2 protein-coding genes are annotated in these 2033 nt (G+C 66.7%); both read left to right on the forward strand.

Annotated features, from left to right (window positions below; translation table 11 throughout):
- Positions 1-692: BofC C-terminal domain-containing protein (locus AC5RUJ_RS15175; RefSeq protein ID WP_494156132.1), on the forward strand; the 692-nt coding region annotated here is incomplete at its 5' end.
- Between the two features lie 3 nt (positions 693-695).
- Positions 696-2033, forward strand: a 1338-nt coding sequence (locus tag AC5RUJ_RS15180; RefSeq protein ID WP_494156133.1) for an FtsW/RodA/SpoVE family cell cycle protein, incomplete at its 3' end; no start/stop codon positions are given.

The following is a 2033-nucleotide window of genomic DNA, read 5'->3' on the forward strand; positions in this document are numbered from 1 at the left end:
CCCTCGGGGCACAGGTGGCCGCGGGCGCCGACGACGAACAGCTTCAGCCGCACGAGGCGATCCGCGCCGATGCCATCCGCCGCGAGCTCGAGACCCGCCCGCATGTGCTGGTGGGCGCCGCGGCATTGGCCACCGAGACCGGACAGATTCCCATCGTCACGGCCCACTCCAACAAGCGCCGGGCGGCGGCATTGCTGACCCACAAGGCCCCGGACGAACCGGAAACACCCGAGAACGAGACCTCGGCCCCGGCCCGCAAGCCCTGGCTGATCCCGGCGTTCCTGACCGTCATGTCGTTGCTGCTGGTGGCGGTCATGTGGTTCGGCTACCTGTGGACACAGACCCAGTATTTCGTGGGTTCGGCGGACGGACGGGTGGCCATCTTTAACGGCGTCTCCCAGAACTTCGGGCCGATCGCGCTTTCCCACGTGGACACGGTCTACAACATCCCGCTGGAAAGCCTGCCCGCGTACCAACAGCAGCGGCTGGATTCCAGCATTTCCGCCCGCGACCTCGGGCATGCCGAGGAGATCGTGGAACAGTTGCGGATCAGCAGCCAGCTGAACTGTCCGGAACCCGAACCCAGCCCCAGTACCGTTCCGACGGACCGGCCCAGCACCTCGCCGGGGGCGACGCCGGCGCCTGCTGCCAGCCCCCAGCCCACCGTGCCGCCGGAATGTGTAGGTGGATAAGCCATGAGTAACATCCAGACAGTGCCGCGTTCCCGGCGCAACACCGAACTGCTCCTGCTCCTGCTGGCCTTGATCGTCGGCATCGGAGCCAACATGCTGGTCGGGCTCGACCAGGACCGGGCCTTCGACAGCGACTTCTTCACCCAGGGCGGCACCTTGGTGGTGCTGGTCCTCGTCGTACACGTGGTCCTGCGCCTTCGCGCCAAATATGCCGACCCGGTAATACTTCCGATCGTCACCGCCCTGAACGGGGTGGGGCTGGCGATGATCCACCGGCTGGACATCGCCAACAACGACTCCGCCGCGGGGCGCCAGCTCCTGTGGACCGGCGTGGCCATCGCCGCCGTGGTCGCCGTCATCTGGCTGCTGCCCGACCACCGCGTCCTGCGCCGCTTTACCTACATATCGTTGATCACCAGCGCCATCCTGCTCATCCTTCCGCTGCTGCCGTTCATCGGGATGGAAATCAACGGCGCCCGGATTTGGGTGAGCCTGGGGTTCGCCACCTTCCAGCCGGGCGAAATCGCGAAGATCACCCTGGCTATATTCTTCGCCGGGTATTTATCGACGAACCGCGACCTCATCCTGCTCGCGGGCAAGAAGATCGGCCCGCTGCAGCTGCCCCGCTGGCAGGACATGGGCCCCATGGTGGTGGCCTGGCTGGTCAGCATCGGGGTCCTGGTCTTCCAGCGCGATTTGGGTTCCTCGATACTGTTCTTTGGCCTGTTCATGGCCATGATCTATGTGGCCACCAGCCGCGTCAGCTGGGTCCTGATCGGCCTGCTCATGATCGCCGTGGGCGGCGTGGTGGCTTTCCAGCTGTTCCCGCACGTCACCGCACGTATAGACGGCTGGATCAACGCGTTCGACCCCGAGGTTTACAACCGGATCGGCGGCAGCCACCAGATCGTCCAAGGGCTGTTCGGCCTGGCCAGCGGCGCTCTGACCGGCACCGGACTCGGGCAGGGCCGGCCGGACCTGGTGACCTACGCGAACAGCGACATGATCATCGCCGCACTCGGCGAGGAGCTGGGGCTCATCGGACTCAGCGCCATCGTGATGCTCTACATCCTCTTGGTCAGCCGCGGCATCCGGGCGGCGCTGGGCAGCCGGGACGCCTTCGGCAAGCTCCTGGCCACGGGACTCTCCTTCACCCTGGCGCTGCAGTGCTTCGTGGTGATCGGGGGCGTCACCCGCCTGATTCCGCTGACCGGCCTGACCACACCCTTCCTGGCCGCCGGAGGGTCTTCCCTCCTGGCCAACTGGCTGATCGTCGCCCTGCTGCTGCTGATTTCCGACGCCGCGCGCCGTCCGGCCCTGACTGGCCCGGCCGCCGGCCGG

This window comes from Arthrobacter sp. Y3223164, assembly GCF_059091005.1.